This is a genomic window from Corallococcus terminator (assembly GCF_003611635.1).
Taxonomy (GTDB): Bacteria; Myxococcota; Myxococcia; order Myxococcales; family Myxococcaceae; genus Corallococcus; species Corallococcus terminator.
In genome coordinates, this window is record NZ_RAVZ01000448.1 from 1 (window position 1) to 6,573 (window position 6,573).

Below are 6,573 nucleotides of genomic sequence, written 5' to 3' on the forward strand. Positions count from 1 at the left end.
GACCCCGCCTCCCGTCCTCGCCGCCATCGATGTGGGCACCAACGCCGTGCGCCTGGAGCTCGCGCGCCCCGACGCGGACGGCTCGCTGGAAACCCTCCACCAGGAGCGCGACCCCATCCGCCCTGGCGAAGGCGTCTTCGCCACCGGCGAGATGTCCCCTGAGACCGCCGAGCGCCTCCTGTCCACCCTGCGCCGCTACGCCGCGCTCTGCCGCCGCCACAAGGCCCAGGTGCGCGCCGTCGCCACCAGCGCCCTGCGCGAGGCCCGCAACCGCCAGGACATCGTGCGCCGCGTGCACGAGGAAGCCGGCCTGGACCTGGAGGTCGTCAGCGGCAAGGAGGAGGCCCGCCTCATCTGCCTGGGCGTGCTGCACAGGAAGCCCGCCAACGCCCGCTCGCTGCTCGTGGACATTGGCGGGGGCAGCACCGAGGTCGCCATCGCCACCGGCGAGAAGCCCGACGACCTGTGGAGCCTCGCGCTGGGCTCCGTGCGCCTCACGGAGGTGTTCGACACCTCCCGCACGGTGACGCCCAAGCAACTGCGGCTGATGCGCGGCTTCGTCAACGAGGTGCTCCACAAGACCCTGCCGGAAGAACTCCCCACGCTGCCCCGCGTGGCGCTGGGCTCCTCCGGCACCATCCAGGCCGTGGTGGGCTTCGCGGTCAACGACAACGGAGGCAACGCCACCGTGCGACAGCTCACCCAGTCCGTGGAGACGCTGGCCTCGATGCCGCCGGAGCGCCGTCGCAAGCGCTTCGACCCGCGCCGCGCGGACATCATCGTCTCCGGTGCCGTCATCCTGGAGGGCGTCGCGAAGCACCTGGGCGTGGACTCCGTCAGCGTCGTCAACCGGGGCCTGCGCGACGGCCTGCTGGTGGACCTGCTCTACCGCCAGGACGAATCGCGCGACGACCACAGCCTCGCGGACGCGGCGCTCGCCATCGGGCAGCGCTTCTTCTTCGATGAGAAGCACGCCCGCCAGGTGGCCCGCATGTCCCTGGCCCTCTTCGACGGGCTGGCCGCGCTGCACCAGTTGCCCCTCTCCGTGCGCCCGCACCTGGAGGTCGCCGCGCTCTTGCACGACATCGGCACGGCGGTCAGCTACGAGCGCCACCACCGGCACACGTACTACCTCATCCACAACGCGGACATCCCCGGCCTCGCGGACCGCGAGCGCGAAATCATCGCGCGGGTCGCCCGCTACCACCGGCGCTCCCAGCCGGAGCTGTCCCACTCCGGCATGGCGGGCCTCACCCCGTCCGAAGCGCGGCGCGTGCGCAAGCTGGCCACGCTGCTGCGGCTGGCGAACGCGTTGGATCACAGCCACCATCAGCCCATCCGCGACTTCAAGGTCACGCACGGCCGAGACATCGTGACGCTGCACCTGCACGCGAAGCAGCCGCTGGACCTGGAGCTGTGGAACGCGGAGCACGAGGTCGCCCCCTTCCGCAAGGTCTTCGGCAAACGGCTCGCCTTCCAGGTGCACTCGGCCGGACGTTAGGACCATCGCCCCCCCGCCTGCTCACCAGAGAGGAGAGCAGCGCGGGTTTTGCCCGGCCGCACCTTAGTGGCCACCTCCAGTGACAACAGGTCCCGTGCGCGGCGCGCACCGGGGGCCGTTTGGTCATTCGAGCCCCCGGGCGGGCAAGGAGCGCATCATGAAGGCCGTCGTATTCCATGGCATTGGCGACATCCGGCTGGACGACGTCCCTGAGCCGAAGCTCCGCGAGCCCACCGACGCCGTCGTGCGGCTGACCGCCAGCGCCATCTGCGGCACCGACCTGCACATGATTCGCGGCACCATGGCCGGCATGAAGCCCGGCACCGTGCTGGGCCACGAAGGCGTGGGCGTCATCGAGGAGCTGGGCGAGGACGTGCGCAACTTCAACGTGGGCGACCGCGTGGTCATCTGCTCCACCATCGCGTGCGGCAACTGCTCCTACTGCCGCGCTGGCTATTACGCCCAGTGCAACGACGCCAACCCCAACGGCCCCGCCGCGGGCACCGCGTTCTTCGGCGGCCCCGGCATGACGGGCCCCTTCGACGGCCTCCAGGCGGAGAAGGCGCGCATCCCGTTCGCGCACGTCACCATGGTGAAGGTGCCTGCGGGCGTCACCGACGACCAGGCCATCCTCGTCTCCGACATCTTCCCCACCGGCTACTTCGGCGCGGAGATGGCGGAGATCAAACCCGGTGACACCGTGGCGGTGTTCGGCTGCGGCCCGGTGGGCCTGTTCGCCATCGTGAGCGCGAAGCTGCTGGGCGCGGGCCGCGTGTTCGCCATCGACTGCCACGAGGACCGGCTGGAATTGGCGCGCATCCAGGGCGCGGAGGTCATCAATTTCGAGAAGGAAGACCCCGTGGAGACGCTCAAGCGCTTCACCGGAGGCATCGGCGTGGACCGCGCCATCGACGCGGTGGGCGTGGACGCCGTGCACGCGCACCACGGCCCCGCCGCCAAGAAGGCCAAGGCGGAGAAGCCCGAGTTCAAGCGCGAGGTCGCCCAGGTCGCGCCCAAGACGAAGCCGGACGGCGACAACTGGGTGCCGGGCGATGCGCCGTCCCAGGCCGCGCAGTGGGCCGTGGAGTCGCTGGCCAAGGCCGGCACGCTGTCCATCATCGGCGTGTACCCGCAGACGATGAACGCGTTCCCCATTGGCGCGGCGATGAACAAGAACCTCACCCTGCGCATGGGCAACTGCAACCACCGCAAGTACATCCCGCGCCTCCTGGAGCTGGTGCGCTCCGGCACCGTGGACCCCACCGCCATCCTGAGCCACGTGAAGTCCATGGCCTCCGCCATCGACGCGTACCGCAACTTCGACTTGCGCAAGCCGGGCTGGGTGAAGGTGGAGCTGGAGCCCGGCGCCACCGTCCAGTAGCGGCTCAGGCGTCCAGCACCAGGCACGTGTCGCCGAACTCGTGCCCCAGGTAGCCCGCCGCTTCCGCATGCGCCGCCGCCCGGTGCAGCAGCGGAAGCGGCGCGAAGGCCTGGAGCAGGGCATGGTGGCTGCTCCCGGGTTCGTGCACGCCGGTGAGCAGCCCGTGCACCACCCTGAGCACGTAGCCCGGCCCGAGCAGCAGGTCCGTCACGTCCTCCCCAGCCACCAGCTTTCCTCCGTGCTGCGTCGCGCGCCCTTCCAGCGCCCGCACCACGGTGGTGCCCACCGCCACCACGCGGCCCCCCCGAGCACGCGTCTCCTCCACCAGCGCCACCGTGCGAGCGGGAATGTCCGAACGCTCCGGCCGGGGCAGCGCCGCATCCAGGACCGCATCTCCCGTGGAGGAGAGTCCCGCCGCGTGGGTGAGCAAAGCCCAACGAACACCCCGCGCCTTCAACCGCGAGAACACGGACGCGGTGAGGGGCAGGCCCGCGGAGGGCATCTCCGCGGCCCAGGGGCGCGCGGCGTAGAGCGTCTGCACATGCCACAGCGCCAGCGGCCCGGCGGTGTGCGCGTACTGCACCGGTCGCCCCGCTTGATAGAGCGCGTGCCAGAGCGCCGCGCCGCTCAGGTCGAAGGCCACGCGCAGGAGCCGAGGCGAAGGCGGCAGCACTTCCACCACCCGGGCCTTGAGCCCCCCGACCTCCAGGTGCGCACCCACGGGCAACTCGGGCGGGGGGAGGCGGTCCTCGGTGCGGCGGCGCCAGTCTCCCGCGCCGAAAAGCACCGCCGTCCATGTGCCGTCCGGTTCGTGGGCCAGCAATCGCAGCTCGATGGATGCCCCCACGCCGGTGCGGCCCGTGAGCGAGCCGGGCAGCGTGGCCGCGTCGTTCAGCACCAGCAGGTCTCCCTCGCGCAGGAGCTCGGGCAGGCCCGAGGCGATGCCGTCGGTGATGCGTCCCGCGCGGGGCTCCACGTGCAGCAGCCTCGCCGCGTCGGGGTGTTCCCGGGGCCAGCGGGCGGCGTTCATGCGGCCTCCCACTTCGCGGCCTCGAACCGCTGACCGGCCGGAGCGTCGCGGGTCTCCACCAGCGCGAGGATGCGCGAGGCCACGTCCTCCGGCTTCGCCAGCGTCGCCGGGTCCGCGTCCGGAATCGCGTCGCTGTGCATGCGCGTGTCCATGTCCCCGGGGTCCACCGACAGCAACTGCACCCCGCTGCCTTCCAGCTCCGCGGCCCAGATGCGCGTCAGGTGGTCCAGCGCCGCCTTCGACACGCCGTAGGCGCCCCAGCGAGGATACGCGGACACCGCCGCGTCGGAGGTGATGTTGACGACGAGCCCCCGGCCTCGCAGGACCATGCTCCCCGCCACCGCCTTGGTGAGCCGGAAGGGGCCCAGCACGTTGACCTCCAGCACCCGCGACACGTCCTCGCACGCCGTGTCCAACAACAGGGGCAGCGGTGTGGGGCCCAGGCTGCTCGCGTTGTTCACCAGCACGTCCAGCGGGCCCACCAGCGCGGTGGCCGAACCGACCAGCGGGTAGATGGACTGCTTGTCCCCCACGTCATAGGCCAGCGCGTGCACCGCCAGGCCCTGCGCCCGGAGCGGCGTCACTGCCGCCATCAACGCCTTCGCGTCCCGGGCCACGCCCACCACCCGGGCGCCCCGCCGCGCGAAGCCCTCCATCAGGGCACGCCCCAGTCCCCTGCTTGCTCCCGTCACCAGCACCGCCTGGTTCTTCACGTCCATGGGTCTGCTCCTCCTTGGGGAAGAGCAATAGCGCCAGGACTCCCATGTGATGGCATCACCGCCAACAGGTTGGCAGAATGCCAGCGCATGAGCGACGAGGACCTTCCCGGCAGACTGGCGCGCAACCTGCGGACCCTGCGCGAGACACGGGGTGCCACGCAGGTGCAGCTCGCGAAGCTGGCGGGCGTGCCCCGGGCCACCTGGGCCCATCTGGAATCCGGCGCGGCCAACCCCACGCTGTCCGTGCTGCACCGGGTGGCGGGAGCGCTCCAGGTGTCGCTGGAGGAGTTGCTCGCCCGCCCCAAGGCGAGCGCGCGTCACTACCGCCGCGACAGCCTGCCGGTGCGGCAGCGCGGCGCGGCCTTCCTGCGCAAGCTCCTGCCCGACCCGTTGCCCGGCATGGAGTTCGACCGACTGGAGTTGCCATCGCAGGCCCGCATCACCGGCGTGCCCCACACGCCCGGCACGCGCGAATACCTGGCCTGTGAGTCCGGCACGCTCGCGCTGGTGGCCAGTGGCGAGCGCTTCGTCCTCGAAGCCGGCGACGTCGTCGTCTTCCGGGGCGACCAGAAGCACTCCTACGAGAACCCCGGCACGCGCACAGCGGTGGGCTACTCCGTCGTGCTGCTCACCCCGTCTCTCTAAAATAGGTCGCCAGAAGTTCGTTGACGAATCCGGTGAGGAAGCCCAGCTCGAGTGGAGGCATCCGAGGTCCATCGACGCAGGCGCTCCTCCTCAGGGGAAGAAGTGCTGACCACGATGGACAAGAAAAGAGGCGAAGGGCTGTGTCCACCCAAGACTGGGGCATGGGTCCTGGAGGAGCCAGAGGCTCACCGCCCACCGGTCTGGTCGTGGGTGGGGAATGGCTCCGGGCGTCGTGAAGCGGTCGGTCCCTCTTGCGCACCGCCCTGCGGGTGAGTCCACGAAAGCCGGTGGGGAGGGGCTCGGGCTGAAAGCCCCCTCCGCGGACGAAGCGTCCCAACCTGTCCGACAGTCGGACAGGTTTCCCAAGGCGGAGCGCAGCACGTCCCCCAGAACTCTTATCGCCAGGCTCGCCGGGGTTGGAACCCAGGGCGGCTGGAACCCGGAGCGCCCTATGGTCCGGCTCCGCGAGAAGGGCCTGCGCATGGAGGCGGGGTACCCCTCCGAGCGCCACGATGTCCTCGGCGGCGGGCGCGAGGCAGTCGGGGCCACGCTCTTCCACGCAAGGGCCGGCCTCCCGTGCCTCGCCCTTGAGGCCGGGCGCGAATCGCTCCAGCACCTGCTCATCACATGCCTTCAGCAGTGCTGGCAGGGTGTGCTGGAGCGCCCGCGCGTCACGTTCCCGCAGGGCCTCCATCGCGCAGCAGGTCCACTGGCGCAGCGACTCGCCGCCCATGAGGAGCAGCAGCCGGGCCGCGTTGCCCCGAAGGGCTCGTTGCATCGACTGGATGAGGAGCAGGTGCCCGGGACGGGCCGCCACTCGGGCTGCCAGCCGCAGCAAGTCGAATTCCAACTGCGCGCAGCGTGTACCGGACTCCCAGCGCGCCGCGTCCCAAAGCCTGAAGCACGCGTCCGCCAGCAGCCCCAGGTCCGCCTCGGAAGCACTCACGCAGCAGTCGGCCAGCAGTTCCACCAGCACCTGCCGCTTGAGGCAGAAGAAGCCCTCCAGCAGCCGCCGGCCTTCCGGGGAGCGCTCGTCATGCAACGCCAGGCCTAGGTTCTCCAGCGTCAGCGACGCGTCCAGCGCCACCGCACGCGCCTTGCGCCCGGGATGCTGCTCCACCAGGCCTCGCGCCGCCAGCCGCCGCAGCGCCTCGCGCACGGTGCCCCGGCTCACTCCGTAACGGCACGCCAGCTTTTGCTCCGAGCCAAGCTGGCCGCTTCTCGGAAGCCGCCCCAGCCCCAACTCTCGCTCGAGTTGCTCCTCCACCTGCGCAACGAGCCCCACCCGCTCCATCCC

6 protein-coding genes are annotated in these 6,573 nt (G+C 71.0%); 3 read left to right on the top strand and 3 right to left on the bottom strand.

The features are described 5' to 3' along the window. Positions 1–1,501: Ppx/GppA phosphatase family protein (locus tag D7V88_RS37630; protein WP_147449038.1), on the top strand; the 1,501-nt coding region annotated here is incomplete at its 5' end. Positions 1,502–1,658: 157 nt separating this feature from the next. Beyond that, the gene (locus D7V88_RS37635; protein ID WP_120545384.1) at positions 1,659–2,882 is read left to right on the top strand and encodes a zinc-dependent alcohol dehydrogenase; all 1,224 of its coding nucleotides are present in this window, start codon (positions 1,659–1,661) and stop codon (positions 2,880–2,882) included. Positions 2,883–2,886: 4 nt separating this feature from the next. Here the strand turns inward: D7V88_RS37635 and D7V88_RS37640 are convergent, their stop codons facing one another. Next, the gene (locus D7V88_RS37640; RefSeq protein ID WP_120545385.1) at positions 2,887–3,912 is read right to left on the bottom strand and encodes an S-adenosylmethionine:tRNA ribosyltransferase-isomerase; all 1,026 of its coding nucleotides are present in this window, start codon (positions 3,910–3,912) and stop codon (positions 2,887–2,889) included. Continuing rightward, positions 3,909–4,631, bottom strand: coding sequence for an SDR family NAD(P)-dependent oxidoreductase (locus D7V88_RS37645; RefSeq protein WP_120545386.1), 723 nt, complete (start codon positions 4,629–4,631; stop codon positions 3,909–3,911). The genes D7V88_RS37640 and D7V88_RS37645 overlap by 4 nt, the downstream gene beginning before the upstream one ends. Before the next feature lie 87 nt (positions 4,632–4,718). Between D7V88_RS37645 and D7V88_RS37650 the strand changes: the two genes are divergently transcribed. Next, complete coding sequence (locus tag D7V88_RS37650; protein WP_120545387.1) at positions 4,719–5,276, top strand: helix-turn-helix domain-containing protein; 558 nt, start codon at positions 4,719–4,721, stop codon at positions 5,274–5,276. Here D7V88_RS37650 and D7V88_RS37655 read toward each other — a convergent pair. Beyond that, on the bottom strand, positions 5,260–6,573 hold a 1,314-nt coding region (locus D7V88_RS37655; protein WP_244238608.1), incomplete at its 5' end, for a FadR/GntR family transcriptional regulator. The two genes, D7V88_RS37650 and D7V88_RS37655, sit on opposite strands and share 17 nt — an antisense overlap.

What these genes read in the sequence shown, in the direction of transcription:
- D7V88_RS37635 (WP_120545384.1), top strand. Translation starts at nt 1,659, where the DNA reads ATGAAGGCCGTCGTATTCCATGGCATTGGCGACATCCGGCTGGACGAC.
- D7V88_RS37640 (WP_120545385.1), bottom strand. Translation starts at nt 3,912, where the DNA reads ATGAACGCCGCCCGCTGGCCCCGGGAACACCCCGACGCGGCGAGGCTG.
- D7V88_RS37645 (WP_120545386.1), bottom strand. Translation starts at nt 4,631, where the DNA reads ATGGACGTGAAGAACCAGGCGGTGCTGGTGACGGGAGCAAGCAGGGGA.
- D7V88_RS37650 (WP_120545387.1), top strand. Translation starts at nt 4,719, where the DNA reads ATGAGCGACGAGGACCTTCCCGGCAGACTGGCGCGCAACCTGCGGACC.